The 23033-nt window shown below is 73.9% G+C and carries 21 protein-coding genes and 2 pseudogenes; 13 read left to right on the top strand and 10 right to left on the bottom strand.

Going from position 1 to position 23033, the window contains the following annotated elements:
- Positions 1-31 precede the first annotated feature (31 nt).
- Positions 32-691, bottom strand: a complete 660-nt coding sequence (locus tag ACSNN7_RS14020) for a hypothetical protein (RefSeq protein WP_436681181.1) — start codon at positions 689-691, stop codon at positions 32-34.
- Positions 692-714: 23 nt separating this feature from the next.
- On the opposite strand from ACSNN7_RS14020, the gene ACSNN7_RS14025 reads away from it, so the two are divergent.
- Both ACSNN7_RS14025 and ACSNN7_RS14030 read left to right on the top strand, forming a co-directional pair.
- Positions 715-1233, top strand: coding sequence for an acyl-CoA thioesterase (locus tag ACSNN7_RS14025; RefSeq protein ID WP_436681182.1), 519 nt, complete (start codon positions 715-717; stop codon positions 1231-1233).
- A gap of 160 nt (positions 1234-1393) precedes the next feature.
- On the top strand, positions 1394-3385 hold the full coding sequence (locus ACSNN7_RS14030; protein WP_436681183.1) for an acetoacetate--CoA ligase: 1992 nt from the start codon (positions 1394-1396) through the stop codon (positions 3383-3385).
- A gap of 12 nt (positions 3386-3397) precedes the next feature.
- Here ACSNN7_RS14030 and ACSNN7_RS14035 read toward each other — a convergent pair whose 3' ends face one another.
- Positions 3398-4087, bottom strand: coding sequence for a TIGR03089 family protein (locus ACSNN7_RS14035; protein WP_436681184.1), 690 nt, complete (start codon positions 4085-4087; stop codon positions 3398-3400).
- A 151-nt stretch (positions 4088-4238) separates the two neighbouring features.
- On the opposite strand from ACSNN7_RS14035, the gene ACSNN7_RS14040 reads away from it, so the two are divergent.
- Together ACSNN7_RS14040 and ACSNN7_RS14045 are read left to right on the top strand one after the other, a co-directional pair.
- Entirely contained in the window at positions 4239-5384 is a 1146-nt protein-coding gene (locus tag ACSNN7_RS14040) for a glycosyltransferase family 4 protein (RefSeq protein ID WP_436681185.1), read from the top strand.
- Positions 5385-5447: 63 nt separating this feature from the next.
- Entirely contained in the window at positions 5448-6539 is a 1092-nt protein-coding gene (locus tag ACSNN7_RS14045) for a mannose-1-phosphate guanylyltransferase (protein ID WP_436681186.1), read from the top strand.
- Positions 6540-6563: 24 nt separating this feature from the next.
- Here the strand turns inward: ACSNN7_RS14045 and ACSNN7_RS14050 are convergent, their stop codons facing one another.
- Positions 6564-7103: an NUDIX hydrolase gene (locus tag ACSNN7_RS14050; RefSeq protein WP_436681225.1), complete on the bottom strand. Its 540-nt coding sequence runs from the start codon at positions 7101-7103 to the stop codon at positions 6564-6566.
- A gap of 120 nt (positions 7104-7223) precedes the next feature.
- On the opposite strand from ACSNN7_RS14050, the gene ACSNN7_RS14055 reads away from it, so the two are divergent.
- Together ACSNN7_RS14055 and ACSNN7_RS14060 are read left to right on the top strand one after the other, a co-directional pair.
- Complete coding sequence (locus ACSNN7_RS14055; RefSeq protein ID WP_436681187.1) at positions 7224-8264, top strand: hypothetical protein; 1041 nt, start codon at positions 7224-7226, stop codon at positions 8262-8264.
- Between the two features lie 274 nt (positions 8265-8538).
- Entirely contained in the window at positions 8539-9543 is a 1005-nt protein-coding gene (locus ACSNN7_RS14060; protein WP_436681188.1) for an ArsR/SmtB family transcription factor, read from the top strand.
- A gap of 13 nt (positions 9544-9556) precedes the next feature.
- Here ACSNN7_RS14060 and ACSNN7_RS14065 read toward each other — a convergent pair whose 3' ends face one another.
- On the bottom strand, positions 9557-10645 hold the full coding sequence (locus ACSNN7_RS14065) for a coenzyme F420-0:L-glutamate ligase (RefSeq protein ID WP_436681189.1): 1089 nt from the start codon (positions 10643-10645) through the stop codon (positions 9557-9559).
- Complete coding sequence (cofD, locus tag ACSNN7_RS14070) at positions 10642-11589, bottom strand: 2-phospho-L-lactate transferase (RefSeq protein ID WP_436681190.1); 948 nt, start codon at positions 11587-11589, stop codon at positions 10642-10644. Before cofD ends, ACSNN7_RS14065 begins: the two co-directional genes overlap by 4 nt.
- A 97-nt stretch (positions 11590-11686) precedes the next feature.
- Between cofD and ACSNN7_RS14075 the strand changes: the two genes are divergently transcribed.
- From ACSNN7_RS14075 to ACSNN7_RS14100, 6 genes are all read left to right on the top strand, one after another.
- Positions 11687-12625 (top strand): hypothetical protein, encoded by a 939-nt coding sequence (locus tag ACSNN7_RS14075; protein ID WP_436681191.1) that lies wholly within the window; start codon positions 11687-11689, stop codon positions 12623-12625.
- Positions 12626-12784: 159 nt separating this feature from the next.
- Positions 12785-15295, top strand: coding sequence for a bifunctional FO biosynthesis protein CofGH (locus tag ACSNN7_RS14080; protein WP_436681192.1), 2511 nt, complete (start codon positions 12785-12787; stop codon positions 15293-15295).
- 126 nt (positions 15296-15421) lie between these two features.
- On the top strand, positions 15422-15703 hold the full coding sequence (locus ACSNN7_RS14085; protein WP_334451701.1) for a hypothetical protein: 282 nt from the start codon (positions 15422-15424) through the stop codon (positions 15701-15703).
- Positions 15703-17100 carry a DUF4331 domain-containing protein gene (locus ACSNN7_RS14090; RefSeq protein WP_436681193.1) on the top strand — a complete coding sequence of 466 codons (1398 nt, stop codon included), beginning with the start codon at positions 15703-15705 and terminating at the stop codon, positions 17098-17100. Before ACSNN7_RS14085 ends, ACSNN7_RS14090 begins: the two co-directional genes overlap by 1 nt.
- Before the next feature lie 14 nt (positions 17101-17114).
- On the top strand, positions 17115-17459 hold the full coding sequence (locus ACSNN7_RS14095; protein ID WP_436681194.1) for a phospholipase: 345 nt from the start codon (positions 17115-17117) through the stop codon (positions 17457-17459).
- Between the two features lie 471 nt (positions 17460-17930).
- Positions 17931-18188 carry a WhiB family transcriptional regulator gene (locus ACSNN7_RS14100; RefSeq protein WP_007455784.1) on the top strand — a complete coding sequence of 86 codons (258 nt, stop codon included), beginning with the start codon at positions 17931-17933 and terminating at the stop codon, positions 18186-18188.
- A gap of 82 nt (positions 18189-18270) precedes the next feature.
- Here the strand turns inward: ACSNN7_RS14100 and ACSNN7_RS14105 are convergent, their stop codons facing one another.
- On the bottom strand, positions 18271-18720 hold the full coding sequence (locus ACSNN7_RS14105; protein WP_088963879.1) for a metallopeptidase family protein: 450 nt from the start codon (positions 18718-18720) through the stop codon (positions 18271-18273).
- A 154-nt stretch (positions 18721-18874) separates the two neighbouring features.
- Between ACSNN7_RS14105 and ACSNN7_RS14110 the strand changes: the two are divergent.
- Positions 18875-19243 (top strand): annotated as a pseudogene (locus tag ACSNN7_RS14110) (DUF3499 domain-containing protein); the annotation flags it as partial.
- Here the strand turns inward: ACSNN7_RS14110 and ACSNN7_RS14115 are convergent.
- From ACSNN7_RS14115 to ACSNN7_RS14130, 4 genes and pseudogenes are all read right to left on the bottom strand, one after another.
- Positions 19136-20260: pseudogene (locus tag ACSNN7_RS14115) on the bottom strand (NAD(P)/FAD-dependent oxidoreductase); the annotation flags it as partial. The pseudogenes ACSNN7_RS14110 and ACSNN7_RS14115 overlap by 108 nt on opposite strands.
- Entirely contained in the window at positions 20260-21009 is a 750-nt protein-coding gene (locus tag ACSNN7_RS14120) for a pyridoxamine 5'-phosphate oxidase family protein (protein ID WP_436681195.1), read from the bottom strand. The gene ACSNN7_RS14120 and the pseudogene ACSNN7_RS14115, both read right to left, overlap by 1 nt.
- Positions 20994-22340: an aspartate aminotransferase family protein gene (locus ACSNN7_RS14125; protein ID WP_436681196.1), complete on the bottom strand. Its 1347-nt coding sequence runs from the start codon at positions 22338-22340 to the stop codon at positions 20994-20996. Before ACSNN7_RS14125 ends, ACSNN7_RS14120 begins: the two co-directional genes overlap by 16 nt.
- A gap of 239 nt (positions 22341-22579) precedes the next feature.
- Positions 22580-23023 carry a MarR family winged helix-turn-helix transcriptional regulator gene (locus ACSNN7_RS14130; RefSeq protein ID WP_436681197.1) on the bottom strand — a complete coding sequence of 148 codons (444 nt, stop codon included), beginning with the start codon at positions 23021-23023 and terminating at the stop codon, positions 22580-22582.
- Positions 23024-23033: the final 10 nt, after the last annotated feature.

The raw sequence follows: 23033 nt of genomic DNA on the forward strand, positions 1-23033 counted from the left end.
CCCCCCCCCCCCCCCCCCCCCCCCGCAACCGTCAGCGGTCCTCGGTGCCACCGGCCCCGTAGCGGGGCGGCGCGGTCCACGGCGACTCCGTGCCGGTGCGCCGGGGCAGCGGCTCGGTGGGGGTGTTCAGATCCGGGTAGCCGAGGGTGAGTGGGGCGGTGTCCTGCTCGCTCCGCGATCCGCCGGCCGACCAGTCGCCCAGCGGGAAGGTGTCGTCCGACGGTGTGTCGTCGGCCGGGGTCAGCTCCGCCCCGGCCGCCGGTGCCGCCGGCCAGCGCCGCCAGCGCTGCCCGCTGAAGGCCGCCATCAGCAGCAGCAGACCGATCAGGAACAGCGTGCCGTTCTGCACCGGCTCGTGCAGTGGCAGCGGGTCCCCGAGTACCTTCCAGCCGTCGGGGATTGCGTCGAGCACGGTGAACGGAGCGATGAACATCCCGATGTACGGGGTGATGAGCAACAGCCCGGCGACGACGGGGCCGAGCGGCGAGATGCGCAGGGTGCCGAGCAGGCCGAGCAGGATGCCGGCGACGCCGAGGTAGACGGCCGGCTCGATCAGGTTGGGCGTGCTGTACGTACCGATCTCCACCCAGCGGTTCACGGTCCGTTCCGACCCGTCCTGCCCGAGGGTGAGCAGCACCCAGGTGATGGGCGCCACCACCAGACCGGCGAGGAAGCTCCAGAGATGTCGCATCCGCGCACCGTACCGTTTCCTCCATGACCGAGCACCCCTCCGCCGCCCCGCCGGGCAAGCCGACCTCGTACTCCCGGGTCACGCTGAGCCGCATCATGACCGCCGTCGACGTGAACCTCTACGGGACGGTGCACGGCGGCGTGTTGATGAAGTTCGTCGACGACGTGGCGGGGGCCGCCGCGGCGCGGCACAGCGGGGGTACGGCCGTCACCGCCGCCATCGACGAGATCGTCTTCTCTGAGGCGGTCCGGGTGGGCGACCTCGTGCACGCGCACGCCCAGGTGAACTGGACCGGGCAGACCTCGATGGAGGTGGGCGTCCGGGTGGTCGCCGAGCGCTGGGACTCCGCCGAGGACGCGCCGGTCCGGGTGGCCACCGCGTACCTGGTCTTCGTCGGGGTCGACGTGGGCGGCGCGCCCCGGCCGGTCCGCCCGGTGCTGCCGGAGACCCCGGACGACGAGCGCCGCTTCCGGGAGGCCGAGATCCGCCGCGCCCACCGCCTGGCCCGCCGGCGAGCCATCCAGGCCCACCGGGCCGGCTGAGGCGCCCGCCCGGCCGACCCACACAGGTGGCCGGTCCGGCGTGTGGACCGGCCACGCCCCCTCACCGGCGTCGGGTGCGGAGAATGACGCGGTGAGGTAGGGCAAGATGGCGCCACGGCCCATGCACGACGTGGTGTGGGGCCCGAGGGAGGGTGGAGCAGTGGGTGACGTGCTGTGGACGCCGCCGGCGGACGTACTCCAGCGGTCGCGGATCGGGAACTACCTGCGCTGGCTGCGGGAGCACCGCGGGCTGGACTTCGCCGACTACGACGAGCTGTGGCGGTGGTCGGTCGAGGACCTGGACGGCTTCTGGCGCTCGATCTGGGACCACTTCGAGGTCATCGCCCACACCCCGCCGACGGCGACCCTCACCGATCCGGCGATGCCCGGCGCCCGCTGGTTCCCCGGGGCGACGCTCAACTACGCCGAGAACGTGCTGCGGATGCCGGGCCGCGCCGACGACGACCCGGTGGTGCTCGCGCACGGCCAGACCCGCGCGCCGGTCACGCTGACCGCGGCGCAACTGCGGGAGCAGGTCCGCCGGGTGGCGGCCGGGCTGCGCCGGCTCGGCGTGGTCGCCGGGGACCGGGTGGCCGCGTACGCCCCGAACATCCCCGAGACGTACGTGCTGCTGCTCGCCACCAGCAGCCTGGGCGCCATCTTCTCCTCCTGCGCGCCCGAGTTCGGCACCCGCAGCGTCACCGACCGCTGGCAGCAGATCGAGCCGAAGGTGCTGGTGGCGGTGGACGGCTACCGGTACGGCGACAAGCCGGTGGACCGGCGCGGCGAGGTCGCCGCGATCCGGGCCGCCCTGCCCTCGCTGGCGCACACCGTCGGCATCGCCTACCTCGACCCGGCGGGCCCCGTACCCGAAGGCGCGCTGGGCTGGGACGAGCTGGCCGCGGAGACCGACGAGCCGCTGACCTTCGCCCCGGTGCCGTTCGACCACCCGCTGTACGTGCTCTACTCCTCCGGCACCACCGGCCTGCCGAAGCCGATCGTGCACGGCCACGGGGGCATCCTGCTGGAGCACCTGAAGATGCTCGCCCTGCACCACGACCTGGGCCCGGCCGACCGGTTCTTCTGGTTCACCACCACCGGCTGGATGATGTGGAACTTCCTGGTCTCCGGCCCGGCGGTGGGGGCGGCGATCGTGCTCTTCGACGGCAACCCGGGCCACCCCGACCTGGGTGCGCTCTGGCGGCTGGCCGAGGAGACGCAGACGACGTACTTCGGCACCTCGGCGCCGTTCCTGCTGGCCTGCCGCAAGGCGGGCCTGGTGCCGAAGGAGATCGCCGACCTCTCCGCGCTGCGCGGGGTCGGCTCGACCGGCGCGCCGCTGCCCGCCGAGGGCTTCACCTGGGTGTACGAGACGGTCGGCGAGCGCCCGCAGCTGCAGTCCCTCTCCGGTGGCACCGACGTCTGCACCGGTTTCGTCGGCGGGGTGCCGCTGCTCGCGGTGCACGCCGGGGAGATCACCTGCCGGGCGCTGGGCGCGAAGGTGGAGGCCCGCTCCGCCGACGGCACCCCGGTGATCGGCGAGCTGGGCGAGCTGGTGATCACCGCGCCGATGCCGAGCATGCCGGTGGGCTTCTGGAACGACCCGGACGGCCGCCGCTACTCCGAGGCGTACTTCGAGGTCTACCCCGGGGTGTGGCGGCACGGCGACTGGATCACCATCAACGACCGGGGCGGCTGCGTGATCACCGGCCGCTCCGACGCCACCCTCAACCGGGGCGGCGTACGGCTGGGCACCGCCGAGTTCTACTCGGTGGTGGAGGGGCTGGACGAGGTCGTCGACTCGGTGGTCGTGCACCTGGAGGACGACGAGGGCGGCGCGGGGGAGCTGCTGCTCTTCGTGGTCCTCGCCGACGGCCTGGAGCTGGACGACGCCCTGCGCAAGAAGATCTGCCGGGAGCTGCGGACCGCCCTGTCGCCCCGGCACGTGCCGGACGAGATCCACCAGGTGCGCGCCGTCCCGCGCACCCTCTCGGCGAAGAAGCTGGAGGTGCCGGTCAAGAAGATCCTCACCGGCACCCCGGTGGACTCGGCCGCCGCCAAGGGCGCCCTGGCCAACCCCGAGTCGCTGACCGCCTTCGCCGCCTTCGCCCAGCGCCGCACCACCGACCACGACACGCCCACCCCCGCCTGACGCCGGGGCGGGTCAGGCGAGGGTGCGGGTCACCTTCTCGGTCGCCACCCGGCTGTCCAGCCGGGTGGCGTCGAGGTTGCCGCAGAGGACGACGCTGGCGCGCCGCAGCAGCGGGGCGAGCAGCCAGTCGACCGGGTCGGGGTGGCGGGCGGCGTCGATCAGGAGCCGGTCGCCGGGGGTGGCGCCCAGCTCCGTCGCGCGGGCGTCCGCCCGGGCCAGCAGCGCCGCGTCCCCCGGGCCACCCGGGGAGTACGGCGTGAAGTGGTCCCCGTGGGTGCGTACCTCTACCACGTAGTCGGCGAAACCGGCCGGCAGCTCGCGCAGCGGGGCCGCGAACGGGGCGAGCGCGAGGGCGTACCGGTCCCCGGCCGGCCAGGCGTCCGCCTCGGCCACCCGGTCGGCGGCGGCGAAGAGCACGTCCACGTCACCCGGCGTGTCGGCCACCGTCAACCCGGCCGACCAGCAACCCAGCAGCACCGCGGCGGTCTGCCAGTGCGGCGGGAGCAGCACCCCGGCCGCGTCGCCGGGGGAGAGGGCCAGCTCGTCGACGAGCAGGTTGGCGGTCTTGGCGACCCAGTTCGCCAAGGTGGCACCGGACAGTTCGGTGCGCTCGCCGGTGGCGTCGTCGTACCAGGTCAGCAGGGGGCGGGCGGGGTCGGTCGCGATCGCGTCGGCGAAGACCCGGGCAATGTTCTCGGCCATCGGCGCGAACGATACGCCCCCGGGACCCGTACTCGATGTCGATGACAAGTCGGCGTACCGTCGGGTCGCAGTCAGCGTCCGGACCGGGCTCCGGCGTAGGCTTGCCCGGAGTGTTGTTCCCCACAGACCCGCCAGTTCAAGGAGTCGCCCCGTGACCGCCGGTCGCCCGCCCCGCGTGCTCATCGACGCCACGAGTGTCCCCGCCGACCGTGGCGGCGTCGGTAGATACGTCGACGGCCTCCTCGGCGCCCTCGGCACCGTGTGCGGTACGGGGGTGGACCTGGTCGTGGTCAGCCTCCGCACCGACCTGGAGCGCTACACCCGGATGCTGCCCGGCGCGGAGGTCATTCCCGCCCCGGCGGCCGTCGCGCACCGGCCCGCCCGCCTCGCCTGGGAGCAGACCGGCCTGCCGCTGCTCGCCCAGCAGGTCGGGGCGGAGGTGCTGCACTCGCCCTTCTACACCTGCCCGCTGCGGGCCGGCTGCCCGGTCACGGTCACCGTGCACGACGCGACGTTCTTCACCGAGCCGGAGCACTACGACAAGTCCCGGCGGACGTTCTTCCGCAGCGCGATCAAGACCTCGCTGCGCCGCGCCGACCGGGTGATCGTGCCGAGCAAGGCCACCCGCGACGAGCTGATCCGGCTGCTCGACGCCGATCCCACCCGGATCGATGTCGCGTACCACGGCGTCGACCACGCGGCCTTCCACGCCCCGAGCGAGGAGGAGAAGGCCCGGGTCCGGGCCCGGCTCGGGCTGGGCAACAGCAGCTACGTGGCTTTCCTCGGCGCCAAGGAGCCGCGCAAGAACGTACCCAACCTGATCCGTGGCTGGGCCCGCGCGGTGGCCGACCGGAACGACCCGCCGGCGCTGGTGGTGGCCGGAGGCCAGGGGCACGACGACGACATCGACCGCGCGGTGGCCGAGGTGCCGTCGCACCTGCGCCTGCTGCGCCCGGGTTACCTGCGCTACGCGGACCTGCCCGGCTTCCTCGGCGGCGCGCTGGTCGCCGCCTACCCGTCCTACGGCGAGGGGTTCGGGCTGCCGATCCTGGAGGCGATGGCCTGCGCGGCCCCGGTGCTCACCACCCCGCGCCTGTCCCTGCCCGAGGTCGGGGGCGACGCGGTCGCCTACACCAGCGAGGACCCGGATCAGATCGCCACCGACCTGGCCGCGCTCCTCGACGACGAGCAGCGCCGGCTCTCCCTGGCCAAGGCCGGTTTCGACCGGGCCAAGGAGTTCACCTGGGGGTCCAGCGCCGAGGTGCACATCGCGGCGTGGAGCCGGGCGCGGTCCTGAGCGTGCGACGACCGGAGGAACGACCCCGCGTCCGCCCCGAGCCGGTTCGGGCATGATGTGCTGATGCTCTACGCCGTCATCCCGGCGGGTGGCAGCGGCACCAGACTGTGGCCGCTGTCCCGCGCGGGGCACCCCAAGTTCCTCCACCCCCTCACCGGCACCAGCGCCTCGCTGCTCCAGGCGACCGTGAACCGGTTGGCGCCGCTGACCACATCGGACCGCATCCTGGTCGTCACCGGGGCGGCTCACGCGGCGGCGGTGGCCCGGCAGCTCACCGGGCTGCCCGAGGAGAACATCCTGGTGGAGCCCTCGCCACGGGACTCCTGCGCGGCGATCGCGCTGGCCGCCGCGGTGATCGCGCAGCGGGACCCGGAGGCGGTGATGGGCTCCTTCGCGGCCGACCACCTGATCCGTGACCCGGAGGCCTGGGTGGAGACGGTGCGCGCGGCGGTACGCGGCGCCGAGCGGGGTCTGCTGATGACGGTGGGCATCACCCCGACCCGCGCCGAGACCGGGTACGGCTATCTGGAGACCGGCGAGCCGACCGGCGACGGTCCGCTGCGCCCGGTGACCGAGTTCAAGGAGAAGCCGGCCGCGCCGGTCGCCGAGGCGTACCTGCGTTCGGGGCGGCACCTCTGGAACGCCAGCATGTTCGTCTGGCGGGTGGACGTCTTCCTCGCCGAACTGGCCCGCCAGCAGCCGGCCCTGCACGCCGGGGTGAGCGCCATCGCCGCCGCCTGGGGCACCCCCGAGCAGGACGACATCCTGGGCACGGTCTGGCCGACGCTGCCGAAGATCTCCGTCGACTACGCGGTGATGGAGGGCGCGGCGACCGCCGGCAGGGTCGCGACGGTCCCCGGCGACTTCGGCTGGAACGACGTCGGCGACTTCCACACCCTCGGTGACGTGCTCCCCGCCGATCCGGCCGGCAACGTGGTGCTGGGCTCCGACGCCAAGCCGGGCGTGCTGCTGCACGACTGCGACGACCTGGTGGTGGTGGCGCAGTCCGGCCGGCTGGTGGCCGCGCTCGGGGTGCGGGACCTGATCGTGGTGGACACCCCGGACGCGGTGCTGGTCTGCCCGCGCGAGCGCGCCCAGGACGTGAAGCTCCTGGTCGACCAGCTCAAGGAGCGGGGCGAGGAGGGGCTGGTCTGACCCGCCGCGCCGCCGCTGACCCGGTCAGCGGCGGCGGCGCAGCGCGGCCAGGGCGGGTGCGACGAGCTGGACCGTCCCGCCGGCCAGCGGCTCGGGCAGCCGGTCCGGCGGGAACCAGCCCAGCGCCTCGGACTCGTCGCTGACCCGTTCCACCGCGCCGGGTGGGGCGAAGACCGCGAAGCGTACGTCGTGGTGCAGCGAGCCGCCCTGGCATGCCACCGGGTGGATGTCCACGTCGATCGGCACCGGGTCGACGACCAGCCCGGCGATCCCGGACTCCTCGGTCGCCTCGCGCAGCGCGGCCCCGGCGAGGGTGCGGTCGACCGGCTCGCAGTGCCCGCCGAGCTGCACCCACCGGCGGAACTTGCCGTGCAGGCAGAGCAGGACCCGCGCGCCGGTGGCGTCGAGCACCAGCGCGCTGGCGGTGACGTGCCCGGGCCGGTGGCTCCGGCTCATCGCCACCGGACCGGCGGCCAGCAGCTCCAGGGTGCGCTCGCACGCCTCGGCGGCGGCGGGGCTGGTCGCCGCCCATTCGCGTAGCAGCGCCACCGCGTCGGCGTGCAGCGCTGCCGCTCCGTCCGGTCCGCTCGGGCCGGGGCGGGGCGTCGGATGGGGGCGGGGTGTCGGGGTGGGAAGGTCGGGCACTCCGACACTCTACGAGCGGCGGCTCCGTACCCTGGCCCGGTGAGCCTGCGACTCGTCGAGTTCCTCGTGGCCGGCAACGAGGCCAGCGATCTGCTGCCGGTCCGTTCTCCGGCGCTGCTGCGCGCGTACGGCGCCCGGCGCGGGTTCTGGACGGTGCTGGACGAGGGCCCGGTGGAGCGCTGCCTGGCCCTGCTGCTGGAACGCGCCGACGGCGAGTGGGTCGCCCAGCACGTGCCCGCCGACGCCGGGCCGGAGAACGGCCGCACCGAGGACGGCGAGGCGCTGGCCCACCACGACGGCTGGGTGTACGTCTTCGGCTCACACTTCGGCTCGAAGGCCGGTCCGCTGCGCCCGCGCCGGGCGTTCGTGGCTCGGTTCCGGGAGGACGACGCGGCGGCGGCGACCCTGCCGGTGCAGGTGGTGCGCAACCGGTTCCGGGTGCACCGGGTGGTCAACGACGCGCTGGCGAAGGCGCCGTTCGCCCCGCTGCCGCCCGGGGACCGGGTCCGCCGCCGGTTCATCGTCGAGACGCTGGCCCGGGGCACCGCCCGGGCGAAGAGCTGGGTGAGCCGGCTGGCCGAGGACGACCTGCCGCTGAACGTCGAGGCCGCCGCGTTCACCCCGGACGGCACGGTGCTGCTCGGGCTCCGCTTCCCGGTGACCGCCGCCGGTGAGCCGATCCTGGTCGAGCTGGCCGGGGTGCCGGAGATGTTCGCCGAGGGCGGGCTGTGGCCGGTGGCCGGCCGGGCGTACGCGCTGACCGGGGTGACGCCGCCGGGCGCGCTGGCCGGCTTCCGCGCGATCGCCCCGACCGCCGACGGTGGCTACGCGGCGGTCATCGGCTCGATCGACGCGCTGGGCAAGGGCTCGGTGCTGCTGGACGACCATCCGGCGGGTGGTCCGGTGACCTCCCGGCACGTGCGCTTCCGCCGGGCGCCGGCGGCCGACGACCACCTGGTCGCCGGGGAGCTGGTGGCCGACCTGGCGCCGTTGCACCACGTGGAGGGTCTGGCCGAGCTGGACGGGAGCTGCTTCTACGTCACCGACGAGGACCACCGGGTCGCACTCTGGATCGGCTGACGGGCCCGGGGCGCGGGGCGCCCGGGGACACCTCTGCGGACCAGGGCCGCAGACCCTCGTGGTGTCTCCCGGGCACTCCCATCGCCCCCAGGCGTCCCGGCCGGGTGGCTGGTGGACCCCTTCGCACCGCCTGACCGGGCAGTAGGAGCATGCCAACCGGTGGTCGGGGGCGTCGAGGTCTTTCAGCTCTGGCTTAAAAGTGGAGGTAAGTGCCGGGCGGGTAGAGTGCACAGGGTCGGTGGGCAACCCCCCTGCCCGCCCTCGGGAGCCTTCCATGCTGACGATTCACTTCTCCCAGGAGGACATCCTCCGGACCCGGGTGGCCCCGGCGGCCGACCCGATCTGGGAGCTGGTGCTGAGTCTGCATCTGCTGCAGGGCCGCAGCCGGGACCCGCTGATGGCGCACTGGCGCCGGGGCGTCGCCCGCGAGCTGCGCCGTGACGTCACCTCCGACCAGCTCCGGCTGCTCTTCGCGCTGAACCCGCCGCGCGGCTACTTCCCCGACTTCCTCACCCCGTACGAGAGTGTGGCGGGGTTCGAGGCGGGGCTGGAGGCCGTCCGGGCCACCCCGATCGACCTGCTGAACCGGGACCTGACCGTGCTGGCGGGGGCGAATTCGCTGCCCTCCTCGGCCGGCGCGCTGGCCCGCGGCGAGCCGGAGGTGCTCCAGCTCCTGACCGACTCGATGACGCAGTACCGGTCGGTGGCGCTGGAGCCGTACTGGGGGCGGATCCAGGCGGCGGTGGAGGCGGACCGCAACCGCCGGGCCCGGGCCCTGCTCGACGGCGGCGTGGAGGGGCTGTTGTCCAGCCTGCGCCCCGCGATGCGGTGGGATTCCGGCCGGCTGATGGTGCACGACTACCCGCACAGCCGCGAGCTGCACCTGGACGGGCGCGGGCTGCTGCTGGTGCCCTCGTTCTTCTGCGCGCGTACCCCGGTGGCGCTGCTCGACCCGGCGCTGCCCCCGGTGCTGGTCTATCCGGTGGACCGGCTGGGCGGGCTGGCCCCGGCGCCCGGCGAGGGAGCCGGCCCGACCCGCGACGGGGTCGGTCGGGAGGCGCTCGCCGCGCTGCTCGGCCGGACCCGGGCCGCCGTGCTGGAGGCCAGCGACGACGGCTGCACCACCGGCGAGGTGGCCCGGCGGCTGCACATCTCGCCGGCGGCCGCCAGCCAGCACACCGCCGTGCTGCGCAACGCCGGGCTGCTGGTCAGCCAGCGCGACCGCAACACGGTGCTGCACACCCTGACCCCGCTGGGCCGGGCCATGCTCGACGCCTGACCCGGCCCCGGCGTCAGATCGCCAGGCAGGCGCTGGCCGTGCTGCCCGCCGGTGGTGGCAGCAGCGCCGACGGCACGCCCTCGGCGGCCAGCGCGGTGCGCAGCCGCTGCAGGTCGGCGCCGAAACGCACCAGGTCCGGCCGGTCGACGGGGGTGGGGGCCGCCCCGAGGATCAGCCCGGTGGCCCGCGCCGGCCAGCCGGGCACGGTGGCGGCCAGGCCGGCGCGTACCTCGTCGTCGGTGACGTGGGTGAAGGCGGTGCCGGGCGCGACCACGTCGGCGACCGCGGCGACGGCCCGCTGCACGGCCGCCGGGTCGGCCGGGGCCGGGCCGGTGTCGTCGGCGAGGGTCGCGGCGGAGCGCAGGCCGGCCGCCCGCGCCTCGGCGGTGCCGAGCGAGAAGAGGTCCATCGTCGCGTCCCGGACCAGGACGGACGCGCCCGCGCCGTCGTCGCTACGACCGGCGCCCAGGTAGCCGCGGATCACCGCGACCGGCACCTGGTCGCACTTGCCCTTGATCAGTTCGCCGGCGCCGGCCAGCTCGTCCACCACGGCCATCTGGGTCAGGTGCAGCTCGTTGCCGTACGGGTCGACCTCGCCCCGGTGGTCCCGGATGGCCGACATGCCGGCCACGCCCAGCGCCACGTCGGTGAGCCCGTTACGCCAGGGCCGACCCATGGTGTCGCTGACGATCACCGCCACGTCGACGCCGTAGCGCTCGTGCAGGGCGGCGCGCAGCGCCCGCGCGGAGGCGTCCGGGTCCTTGGGCAGCAGCACCAGGCGGCTCCGGTCGACGTTGGAGGCGTCGATCCCGGCGGCGGCCATCACGAAGCCGTGGTGGGTCTGGACGATCCGGGTGGCGCCCCGGCTGGCCACCACCCGCGCGGTCTCGGCGGCCAGCACCTCGTCGCGCGCGGCCACCCGTTCCGGCCCGTCCACCGGTACGTCGACCAGCCGGCCCTCCGCCTTGGAGACGATCTTGCTGGTGACCACCAGCACGTCGCCGTCGCGCAGCCACGGCGCGGCGGTCGCGATCAGCGCCGCCAGGTCGTCGCCCTCGGTCACGTCGCCGATGCCCGGCACCGGCAGGATCTCCAGTTTCACACCAGCTCCAACGCGGCCCGCACCATCTGCGCGGTGGCCGCCTCGTCGGTCATCCGCAGCGGCGCGGACCGCACCGCCACCCCCGGGACCACCGTGCCCTCGTCCTCCGGCGCGACCAGCCAGCCGTCGAGCAGGCCGCCCTCGCCGCGGCCGCCGTAGAGCCGGCCCACCCCGGCCGCGCTGCACTCCACACCCAGCACCGACAGGCACCGGTCGGCCATGCCGCGCACCGGAGCGCCGCCGATGATCGGGGAGACCCCGACCACCCGGGCCGGACCCTGGGCCACCGCGTCGCGCAGCCCCGGCACGGCGAGCACCGGGGCGACGCTCACCACCGGGTTGCTCGGCGCGATCAGCACGGCGTCCGCGCCGGCGATCGCCTCCAGCACGCCCGGCGCCGGCTTCGCGCTCTCCGCACCGACGAAGACGAACCGGTGGGTGGGGATGTCCGCCCGGTAGCGCACCCACCACTCCTGGAAGTGGATCGCCCGCTGCCCCTCCTCGCCGTCCACCACGACGTGGGTCTCCAGGCGGTCGTCGGTGGCCGGCAGCATCCGTACGCCGGGCTGCCAGCGGCTGGTCAGCGCCTCGGTCACCGCGGAGAGCGGATAGCCGGCGTTGAGCATGGTGGTCCGTACCAGGTGGGTGGCGATGTCCTTGTCACCCAGCCCGAACCAGCTCGGCTCCGCGCCGTACGCGGCCAGCTCCGCCTTGACCGTCCAGGTCTCGCCGACGCGTCCCCAGCCGCGTTCCGGGTCGGCGCCGCCGCCCAGCGTGTACATGACGCTGTCCAGGTCGGGGCAGACCTTGAGCCCGTGCAGGAGCAGGTCGTCGCCGACGTTCACCACGGCGGTCACCTCGGCGCCCACCTCACGGGCGTACGACCGGACGCCGAGCAGGAATCGGGCGCCCCCGATTCCGCCGGTCAGAACCACGATGCGCATGACGTCCATCCTCGCGTACGCGACGCCTGCGGTCCGTCGGTGGCCCGGGAGACTAGGCTCACGTCGGCATCTGTCCGTTTCGCCCGAGGGAGAACTCGTGACCAGCCCCGCCGAGCCGGCGCCGAACGACGCGACGCAGGCCCGCCAGCTCACCAGGCCACTGCGCGAACTGGCCGCGCTCGTGCTGCTCGGCGCGAACGCCGTGCTGCTCTTCGTCGGACTGATCCGGCTGCTCGCGCCGACCTCCGAGTACAGCACCTTCTCGGGCCGGGCGGGCAGCACCTTCTTCACCTTCGTCGGCATCGAGGCGACGGTCCTGCCGCTGCTGGCCGTCCTGCTCGCCACGCACGTGTCGCCGGTCGTCGGGCGGGCCAAGCAGATCACCCAGGTCGCCGTCGGCGAGTACGCCTTCGGCGCGCTCTTCGGCACGCTGACCTTCCTGATCTGGCTGGTCGGCCGGCTGGCCGAGGCGGAGGTGCTGGACGGCCTGCTCGGGCTGCTGACTCGGGCCGCCTGGTCCGCGGTCTTCGCCGTCGCCGCGTTCGTGGTCTACCGGATCTGGCGGACGTTCTACTACGTCCCCCGCCCCAAGCCGCAGCCCGGCGTGTACGGCCAGCCACAGCCCGGCTGGCCGCAGCAGTCCGGCCAGGGCGGCTACCCGTTCGCCGGTTACCCGCCCCCGGGGCAGCCCGGCGGTCACCCCGGCACCGGTTTCCCGCCGGCCGGCCAGCCCGGTGGCCACCCGCCCGCGGGTTACCCGTCCGCCGGCCAGTACGGCCAGCCGGCCCCCTCCTCGGCCCCGCCGTTCGGCACCGCTGGGCAGTCCGCCCCGCCGTTCGGTGCGGCCGGCCAGCCCGCGCCGCCGTTCGCGGGCCCGAACACGGCGCCGCCGTTCGGGCAGCCGCCGTCGGCCGACCCGACCCAGACCATTCCGCGCCAGCCGGGCGAGGCGGCCGGACCGGCGGCGTCGCCCGGCGGTGAGGACGCCGACCGGACCCAGCGCTTCCACCGGGACGACCCGAACACCCCGCGCTGATCCGAGCCGCACCGGTGTGGGGGTGACACCTCAGCGGCAGCACGACGGCGCTGAGGTGTCACGCCACGGTGACGCCGCGTGGCCGGGTGCGGCCGGGATCGTTCTCACACCGTCCTTCGTGCCCGTCCGGCCGTCCGGCCCAGCACATAGGCTGAGCGGATGGCTGACCGCACCGATCCCGCTCCGACCGAGGCGAGCGTGCAGCGCGCGCTGCGCCGGGCGGCCACCGGCCGCGCACTGGACGTCGCGGAGGCGACCGCACTGCTGGCGGCCCGGGGAGCCGAGCTCGACGAGCTGCTCCGCGTCGCCGGGGAGATCCGGGACGCGGGGCTGCGCGACGCCGGCCGGCCGGGCGTGGTGACGTACTCCAAGAAGGTCTTCATTCCGCTGACCCGGCTCTGCCGGGACCGCTGCCACTACTGCACCTTCGCGACGGTGCCGCACCGACTGCCGGCCGCCTTCCTGGAGCAGGACGAGGTGCTGGCGATCGCCCGGCAGGGCGCGGCGCTGGGCTGCAAGGAGGCCCTCTTCACCCTCGGTGACCGGCCGGAGGAGCGCTGGCCGGCGGCCCGCCAGTGGCTGGACGAGCGCGGGTACGACTCCACCCTGGACTATCTGCGCGCCTGCGCCGTGGCGGTGCTGGAGGAGACCGGCCTGCTGCCCCACCTCAACCCGGGCGTGCTGTCCTGGTCGGAGCTGCAACGGCTCAAGCCGGTCGCGCCGAGCATGGGGATGATGCTGGAGACCACCGCCACCCGGCTCTGGTCGGAGCCGGGCGGCCCGCACTTCGGCTCCCCGGACAAGGAACCCGCGGTGCGGCTCCGCGTGCTCGACGACGCCGGCCGGATCGGGGTGCCGTTCACCACCGGCATCCTGATCGGCATCGGCGAGACCCCGGCCGAGCGGGTCGACGCCGTCTTCGCGATCCGCCGGGCGCAGCGGGAGTACGGCCACCTCCAGGAGGTGATCGTGCAGAACTTCCGCGCCAAGCCGGACACCGCCATGCGCGGCATGCCCGACGCGCAGCTGCACGACCTGGCTGCCACCGTGGCGGTGACCCGGCTGCTGCTCGGCCCGAAGGCCCGCATCCAGGCCCCGCCGAACCTGATCGAGGGCGAGTACGACCTGCTGCTGCGCGCCGGCATCGACGACTGGGGCGGGGTGTCGCCGCTGACCCCGGACCACGTCAATCCGGAGCGGCCCTGGCCGCAGCTCGACGAACTGGCCCGGCACACCGAGAAGTCCGGCTTCACCCTGCGCGAGCGGCTGACCGTCTACCCCGAGTACGTCCGGGCCGGCGACCCCTGGCTGGACCACCGGCTGCTGCCGCACGTCGGCGCGCTGGCCGACCCGGAGACCGGGCTCGCCGTCGAGTCCGCCCGGCCGGTCGGGCGGCCCTGGCAGGAGCCCGACGAGACGTACGGCGGGCGGACCGACCTGCACGTCACCATCGACACCACCGGGCGTACCGAGGACCGGCGCGGCGACTTCGACAGCGTCTACGGCGACTGGTCCGCCGTCGCCGGCAAGGTGAGCGCGGGGGCCACCGGCGGTGGCGGTGACGCCGACGTACGCGCCGGGTTGCGACTGGCCGCCGACGACCCGGCGGCGCTGCTCGAGCCCCGGCACGCCGACCTGGCGCTGGCGCTCTTCGGCGCGGACGGCCCGGCGCTGGACGAGCTGTGCCGGCTGGCCGACGACGTCCGGCGCGACACCGTCGGCGACGACGTCACCTACGTGGTCAACCGCAACATCAACTTCAGCAACGTCTGCTACGTGGGCTGTCGATTCTGCGCCTTCGCCCAGCGGGAACGGGACGCCGACGCGTTCCGGCTCTCGGTGGAGCAGGTCGCCGACCGGGCCGAGGAGGCCTGGGCGGCCGGGGCCACCGAGGTCTGTCTCCAGGGCGGGATCGACCCGAAGATGCCGGTGACCGGCTACGCCGACCTGGTCCGGGCGATCAAGGCGCGGGTGCCGGGGATGCACGTGCACGCCTTCTCCCCGATGGAGATCGTCACCGCCGCCGCCAAGGCCGGCGTGCCGGTGAAGGAGTGGCTGACCCGGCTGCGCGAGGCCGGGCTGGACACCATCCCGGGCACCGCCGCGGAGATTCTCGACGACGACGTGCGGTGGGTGCTCACCAAGGGCAAACTGCCGGCCGCCGCCTGGGTCGACGTGGTCGCCACGGCCCACGAGCTGGGCATCCGGTCCAGCTCCACGATGATGTACGGCCACGTGGACCACCCCGGGCAGTGGCTCGCGCACTTCCGGGTGCTGGCCGGGGTGCAGGACCGCACCGGCGGGTTCACCGAGTTCGTGGCGCTGCCGTTCGTGCACACCAACGCGCCGATCTACCTGGCCGGCATCGCCCGCCCGGGGCCCACCTGGCGGGAGAACCGGGCGGTGCACGCGATGGCCCGGCTGCTGCTGCACGGCCGGATCGACAACATCCAGTGCTCCTGGGTGAAGCTGGGCGACGCCGGCACCGTGGCGATGCTCCAGGGCGGCTGCAACGACCTGGGCGGCACGCTGATGGAGGAGACGATCTCCCGGATGGCCGGCTCCGGCAACGGTTCGGCGCGTACCGAGGAGCAGTTGCGGGCCATCGCGGCGGCCGCCGGCCGTCCGGCGCGCAAGCGGACGACCGCGTACGGTCACCACTCCGCGTAGCGTCGAACCTTTCCCCGGCACCGGCCGTACCACTGGTCGCCGGCGGCGGTTGAGGCGAGGGCCGCCGCCGGCAGCCCCTCGCGAGCCACCGCGGGCGCGTACGCGCCGCCGGAGGAAAGGTGCCCCATGACGAGTGACGAGCGGAAGCGGCCCTGGCCGCGACTGACCCGCCGGCAGACGTTGACCGCCGCGGCGAGCGCCACGCTCGGCGCCGCCGCCCTCACCGTGCCGGGCCTGTCGGCCGCCCAGAACGCCCCGTCGGCCGCCGGCGCGAAGGACGACCCGATCGTGGTCCACCTGCGCGACGCCGCCTCCGGGACGATGGACGTCTTCGTCGGCACGTCCCGGATCGAAGTACGCGACCGCGGGCTGGCGGACCGGTTGCGGCGCGCCGCCGGGCGGCGCTGATGTCCTCTCACCGCGAAGCACCCGAGATCAGCAAGGACCCGGTCGCCGACAGCTCCGACCTGTACGCGTTCGTCAGCCCCGACCGGCCCGACTCGGTGACGCTGATCGCCAACTACGTGCCGTTGCAGCTCCCCTCCGGCGGACCGAACTTCTTCGAGTTCGGCGACGACGTGCGGTACGAGATCCACATCGACAACGACGGTGACGGCCGTCCCGACGTGACCTACCGGTTCGAATTCAGCACCGAGATCACGAATCCGAACAGCTTTCTCTACAACACCGGCCCGATCGACTCGTTGGACAGCGAGAACTGGAACCGGCGCCAGTTCTACCGGCTGACCCGGGTGGCCGACGGCCGGGAGCACGTGCTCGCGCACAAGCTGCCCTGCCCGCCGTGCAACGTCGGCCCGCTCTCCACCCCGAACTACGCGCAGCTGGCCCGGCAGGCGACGTACCGCCTCTCCACGGGGGAGCGGGTCTTCGCCGGGCAGCGCGCGGACGGCTTCTTCGTCGACCTGGGCGCCATCTTCGACCTGGGTACGCTGCGGCCGTTCCAGCAGTTGCACGTGGCCGGCAAGAAGCTGTTCAAGACCGAGGGCGAGCCGGTCAACGCCGTGGACCGGATGAACGTGCACAGCATCGCGGTGCAGGTGCCGCTGAGCCGGGTGCGCCGCAAGGCCAACCGGTACGGCGCCGCCGACCGCGCCTCGGTGATCGGGGTGTGGACGTCGGCCTCCCGGCAGCAGGTGCGGGTGCTCGGTGACCGGGTGGCCGGGGACACCGCCACCGGCCCGTGGACCCAGGTGTCCCGGTTGGGCAACCCGTTGTTCAACGAGGTCATCGTGCCGATGTCCAAGAAGGACCTGTGGAACACGCTGCCGCCGACGGAGGACAAGCGGTTCGCCCGCTTCGTCGAGCAGCCGGAGCTGGCCGCTCTGCTGCCGGCGCTCTACCCCGGGGTCTTCCCCCGGCTCGACGCGCTCAACAAGACCAAGAAGCCCCGGGCGGACCTGGCGGCGATCCTGCTCACCGGCATCCCGGCCGGGCTGATCGACGGCTTCACCAACAACACCGGTGACGTGCAGGCCGACATGCTGCGGCTGAACACGGCGATCAAGCCGAGCGCCAAGCCGGACCGGTTCGGCGTGCTCGGCGGTGACCTGGCCGGCTTCCCCAACGGCCGGCGGGTCGGCGACGACGTGGTGAGCATCGCACTGCGGGCCATCGCCGGGGTCACCGTCCCGCTGGTGGACAAGGCCTTCACCCCCGACGCGGCGGCCGGTGCGGTCACCCCGGGGCTGAGCGCCGCCGACGTGACCGCGCCCTTCCTGGGCAACTTCCCCTTCCTGGGCACGCCGTACGACGGGTTCAACAACCCGCCGGTGGCGAAGTCCTGAGCGGAGGCGTCCTCATGCACTCCCACGACCACCGGTACGGGCCGACGGAGAGCGGCACCGTCCTGCTCGACCTGGGCGCGGACACCGGCGCGCTGATCGTCCACACCGGGCGTGACCTGCACGGCCGGGAGATCGAGATCAGCCGGGCCGACCAGCCCGGCGCGGCGCGTACGCACTCGGCCGTGCGGGAGCGCGTGGTCCGGGACGGGGTGTTCCACAGTGCCGTCTACCCGGACCTGCCGGCCGGCCTCTATACCGTCTGGTGGGACGAGTCGACGCCCGCCGGCGCGATCTCCGTCACCGGCGGCACGGTTGCCGAATTCGTCTGGCCGAGCAGCGCACCTTCGGGGGTGGGCTGATCGCCGTACCGCGTCCGAACCGTCGCGCCCCGTCCACATCGTGGACGGGGCGCTGTCGGCATTTCCGCCTCGACGGGCAGCCTCGGCCGAACCGCGTTAACCTGTGCCCCACCAAGATCCTGATCTTGGTGGGCTGGTCCACCGGAGCCTCCGCCGGCGTACCCCGGTGGTGTCCACGATGGGCACGCCACGGCAGAAATCTCGGGCAACTCGCCGGAGAGGGCGTTACTCGTCCGGGGTCTGAATCGATAGGGCAGGTTGCGAGGCCGGGTGACCGAAGTGGTCGCTCGCACGGTGTCGGGAGGGCGACTCCATTATCAAGTTCAGCTTGACGGCGCACGCATTACACGCGTGTAATTTGAATGGGGTTGTTCGCGCGGAACGCAACAAATGGGACCGTACGGACAAGCACGCCTTTCGCGTGGGGGGTTGCAGCGGCGATGACGCCGGTGCGCGACAAGGAGGCATCTGATGGACGGCCAGCTTGAGGTGGCCGACCTGCTCGGAAACGCGCCGGAGTGGCAGGAGCGGGCGCTCTGCTCGCAGACCGATCCGGAAGCGTTCTTTCCCGAGAAGGGCGGCTCGACCCGCGAGGCGAAGCGGATCTGCTCGCGGTGCGAGGTCAAGACGGAATGCCTCGAATACGCTCTCGGTCACGACGAGCGGTTCGGGATCTGGGGTGGGCTCTCCGAGCGGGAGCGGCGCAAGCTCAAGCGGCGGGCCGCCTGAGCTGACGTGTGGGGCCGGGGCGGTGGGGGCCGCCCGGCTCACGCCCGGGTCGGTGCCGCGGGGGCGGCCCGACCGAGGGGGGTCAGGCCAGCTCGTCCGGGTCGACTCCGAGCAGGTTCGCCACCTGCTCGATGATCACGTCGTGGACCAGATCGGCGAGGTCCTCGCGGTCCATGGCGCGGAACTCCAGCGGCCGGCGGTAGAGCACGATGCGCGGCGGCACCTCCTGGCGGCCGGGGCGACCCGGCAGCAGGCGGGCCAGCGGCACCTCGCCGTCCTCCAGCACGTCGGAGTCGTAGACGTTCAGGTCCGGCGGGACGTCCTCGACGGCGAACTCGACGCCAGCCAGCTCCTTGGCGAACCGCCGCTCCAACGTCTCGACGGTGTCCAGCACCAGGTCGTCGAAGACCTCGGCCTTGGTGCGGGCCAGCGGGACGGTCGCCGGCACCAGCCGCCCGCGCAGCCCGCGACCGTGGCGGTCGCGGTGGGTGCGCCGGCCGGAGCCGGGGCGGCGGTGTTCCGGGCTCGTCATGAGGCACAGGGTAGCTCCCGCACCAGGCCGGCCTGCGGCAGCGCCGCACTCCTGGCGCGCCGGGGCGGGACGGCCGGGAATTGTGATCACCGTGACGGGCGTGTCGTAACGCGAACCGGTGCGCCGGACCCGGTAATGGAGATACCCTGCCGCCGTGAGGTCACCACGGCGCTGCTCCCGTAACGGCTGCCCCCGGCAAGCGGTCGCCACATTGACCTATGTCTACAACGAGTCCACCGCCGTGGTGGGCCCGCTGGCGGCCTTCGCCGAGCCGCACACGTACGACCTCTGCGAGCCGCACGCCCGGAGCCTCACCGCTCCCCGGGGCTGGGACGTGGTCCGGCACGAGGGCGAGTTCGAGCCCCCGCCGCCCACCACCGACGACCTGGTGGCCCTGGCCGAGGCGGTCCGCGAGGCCGCCCGCCCAGCCGAGGCCCGTCGCCCGGTCCAGTCCCACCGAGGCCGACCAGTCCCGGGCGACCCCCAGCGGGCCGCCCCAGGCATGGGTGACCGGCACCTCCGGCCCGAGGACGGGGAAGAGTTCGCCCAGCACCCGGCGCAGTGCCCGGAAGACCGTGGGCTCCCGGTCGTACGCGGGGGAGACCCGCGAGCCGAAGTGGTACGGCGCGCCCCGCCCGCCGAAGGCCAGCCGGCCGTCGGCGGTGCGCTGGCCGTAGATGATGACGTGCCGGTGGTCGGAGAACGTCTCCCGCTCGGCCAGCCCGATCCGGGCCCATGTCTCCTCGGGCAGCGGCTCGGTGGCGACCATCAGCGAGTAGACCGGGGCGAGGGCGCGGCGCTGGCCGGGCAGCCCCGGCGTGTACCCCTCGGTGGCCCGGACCACCACCGGCGCCCGGACGGTGCCGTGCGGGGTCACCGCCGCGCCGGCCCGGATCGCGGTGACCGGAGTCCGCTCGTGGATCGTGACGCCCCGCCGTTGCACCGCCCGGGCCAGCCCCCGCACCAGCTTCGCCGGGTGCACCACCGCGCAGTGCGGGGTGTACGTCCCGCCGCGCACCCCCTCGGCGGCGCACCGCTGCGCCGCCTCGGCGGCGTCGAGCAGCACCAGGTCGTCGGGGTCGAGCCCGTGCTCACGGGCCGTGGCCACCTCGGCCCGGGCCCGGCCGAGCTGGACCTCACTGCGGGCCAGCACCACCGTCCCGCCCTGCTGCCAGTCGCAGTCGATGCCCTCGGCGGCCGCCACCCGGCCGACCTCGCGGACGGTCTCCTGCATCGCTCGCTGCATGGCCAGCGCCCGGTCCCGGCCGTACCGGCGGGCCAGCGCGGGCAGCGAGGTCGGGAAGAGCGCCGAGCACCAGCCGCCGTTGCGCCCCGAGGCGCCGTACCCGGCGATCTCGGACTCCAGCACGGTGATCCGCAGCGTCGGGTCGGCGAGCGCGAGGTAATACGCCGTCCACAGCCCGGTGTAGCCGGCCCCGACGATCACCACGTCGGCATCGGCGTCGCCGGGCAGCGCGGGACGCGGGGTGAGCGGCTCGTCCACGCTGGACAGCCAGTACGACAGCTCCTGGTAGCGCATCACCACTCCGGCGGGGGCAGGTCGACGCGCAGCCGCGGATCGGGCTGCGGAGTGCCGAGCGTCTCGACCACCGGCACCACCCCGGCCCAGACCGGCCGGTCCAGGTCGTCGGCGTCGTCGTCGGGCGGTCCGGCGCTGATCTTCACCGAGCACTCGTCCAGCGGCAGGGCCAGCACCAGGGTGGCGGCCAGTTCCTTCGCCGACGGCGGCCGGATCGTCGCCCAGCGGCCGGGCAGCAGGTGCTCGGTGAGGCGTTCCAGGGCGGCCAGCTTGTCGTCGCCGTGCAGCACGGCCAGCTCGCCGAGCACCATCGCGCCCCGGTAGTTCATCGAGGACGCGAAGGCGCTGCGGGCCAGCACCAGGCCGTCGAGCAGGGTCACGGTCAGGCAGGCCGGCGCGCCGGCCGCCAGGTGCCGGAAGAGCCGGCTGCCGGTGGAGCCGTGCAGCAGCACCCGGTCGCCGTCGCGGACGTACGCGACCGGCAGCGCGTAGGGCTGACGCCCGTCGGCGATGGCGAGGTGACCGACCCGCCCGGCGTCGAGGACGGCGTGCAGGGTGGCCCGGTCGCGGACGGCGAGCTCCGGCAGCCGGCGTACCCGGGTCCGGTCGGTGCCGCCGACGGTCCCGCCGCCGGCCGGTGCCTCGGCGCCCGTGGTCCGGCCCTGCGCCGGAGCCGGGTGGGGCCGGCTCCCGGTCTCCCGGGAACCGGCCCCACCCGCACCGGGCCCGCCGCTCAGAGCCGGTTCCATGCCTCGGTCAGCACGGCGCGCAGAATCTGCTCGATCTCGTCGAACTGCTGCTGGTCGGCGATCAGCGGCGGGGCGAGCTGCACGACGGGGTCGCCCCGGTCGTCGGCCCGGCAGTAGAGCCCGGCCTGGAAGAGCGCGGTGGAGAGGAAGCCGCGCAGCAGCCGCTCCGACTCGGCCTCGTCGAAGGTCTCCCGGGTCGCCTTGTCCTTGACCAGCTCGATGCCGTAGAAGTAGCCGTCGCCCCGGACGTCGCCGACGATCGGCAGGTCGTGCAGCTTCTCCAGGGTGGACCGGAAGGCGCCCTCGTTGGCCCGGACGTGGCCGACCAGGTCCTCGCGGGCGAAGACCTCCAGGTTGGCCAGGGCCACCGCGCAGGAGACCGGGTGGCCGCCGAAGGTCACCCCGTGGGCGAACATCCCCGTCTCGGTGAGGAACGGCTCCATCAGCCGCTCGCTGGCGATCATCGCACCGAGCGGGGCGTACCCGGAGGTGATGCCCTTGGCGGTGGTGATGATGTCGGGCTGGTAGCCGTAGCGGACCGCGCCGAAGTACTCGCCGAGCCGGCCCCATGAGCAGATCACCTCGTCGGAGACGAGCAGCACGTCGTACTCGTCGCAGATCTGCCGGACCCGCTCGAAGTAGCCGGGCGGCGGCGGGAAGCAGCCGCCGGAGTTCTGCACCGGCTCCAGGAAGACCGCGGCCACGGTGTCCGGCCCCTCGCGCTCGATGGCGCGGCGGATCTCCTCGGCGGCCCAGCGGCCGAACGCCTCGGGCGAGTCGCCGTGCTCGGGGGCGCGGTAGAAGTTGGTGTTCGGCACCTTGATGCCGCCGGGCACCAGCGGCTCGAAGTCGCTCTTGATGCCGGGCAGGCCGGTGATCGACAGCGCCCCCATCGAGGTGCCGTGGTACGCGATGTACCGGCTGACCACCTTGTGCTTGTTGGGCTGGCCGGTGCGCTTGAAGTACGCCCGGGCCAGCTTCCACGCCGCCTCGACGGCCTCCGAGCCGCCGGTGGTGAAGAAGACCCGGTTCAGGTCGCCGGGGGTCAGCGAGGCGATCTTCTCGGCCAGCTCGACGGCCTTCGGGTGCGCGTACGACCAGAGCGGGAAGTAGGCCAGCTCGCCGGCCTGCTTGGCTGCCGCCTCGGCCAGCTCGGTACGCCCGTGACCGGCGTTGACGACGAAGAGCCCGGCGAGTCCGTCCAGGTAGCGGCGGCCCTGCGCGTCCCAGACGTACGCGCCCTCGCCGCGCACGATGGTCGGGACCTCGCCGGCGGAGTAGCTGGCCATCCGGGTGAAGTGCATCCAGAGGTGGTCGGTGGCGTTGGCCATGTCAGCCCCATCGCGTCTCGGGCCGGTCCAAGGGGTGACGCCGGCCGCTCTGCCCACGGTTATCGCACAGCCTTCCCCGCAAAGGCAAGTGCTATCGGTGGTCCAGATGCTCTACAGCGACGGATTCAGCGCCAGTATGGCGAACACGCAATGGATTCCGCACGGCCGCCGACCTGCCAACCCGGGGCTGCGGGGGCGTCGTCGCGCGGTGGACGAAAGGTGGGCAAAGGAGGCGAGGCTCACTCGGCCCAGGGCTGGAGGCCGGTGTCGAGGACGGCCCCGAGCGACGCGCGCAGCCGGGTCGCCTCGTCGGCGCCGAACTTCTCCTCGAAGCGGGCTTGGGTGGCTCGCCAGAGCGGTAGCGCCGCCTCGATGCGCGCCAGGCCGTCCGGGGTGATAGCGATGATCCGGGCCCGGCGGTCGGCTGCCGAGGGCTCGACGGTGACCAGGCCCTCCCGGGCGAGCGGCTTGAGGTTCGTGGCCATCGTCGTGCGGTCCGTGCAGGTCTGCTCGGCGAGACTGGTGATCGTCATCTCGCCCTGAGCGCGGAGCTTCTGCAGGATGGAGAACTGCGTCGCGCGCAGGCCGACCGGGCTGAGGGCCTTGTCGTAGGTCGCGGTGAGGTACCGCGCCGCCTTGCGTAGCGCGAGGCAGTTGCACGGATCGTCCAGTTCCGTCCCCATGTCGACCCCC

It is taken from the genome of Micromonospora sp. URMC 105, from assembly GCF_051386295.1.
Classification (GTDB): Bacteria; Actinomycetota; Actinomycetes; order Mycobacteriales; family Micromonosporaceae; genus Micromonospora.